We start from the raw sequence: 272 nt of genomic DNA, 5'->3' as shown, positions 1-272 counted from the left end.
ACAAGCTGTCGCAATCAGCTGTCGAGAAGCTGACCGGGCAGCAAAAACCCGCGTCCACAGGCCTCCGTTTTCTAACACGCCCGCTCGGACCAAGGTCGAAACACCGCGCTTGATCTGGACTGGGCCTTCGATCAAGCTGTCGCCGATGCGGGAAAGGCCCGTGATCACGGCCAGCGGCCGCAAGCATTCGGCGCGAAGAAATTAACCTGGAAGACGTCGCGTCAAACATGCATCGGCGTGTCGATCGAGTTCAGCGGCTGTTGCCGTCATTC

Annotated in this window: 1 pseudogene; it reads right to left on the bottom strand. The window is 59.6% G+C overall.

The window, feature by feature from the left end:
- Nucleotides 1-90: 90 nt before the first annotated feature.
- Nucleotides 91-174, bottom strand: a pseudogene (locus ACWGTI_RS32935) (ABC transporter permease); the annotation flags it as partial.
- Between the last annotated feature and the right edge of the window lie 98 nt (nt 175-272).

Source organism: Mesorhizobium sp. ArgA1 (assembly GCF_053714375.1).
Note: the sequence above shows the minus strand (reverse complement) of the source record. Positions and strands in the feature narration are given on the sequence as shown.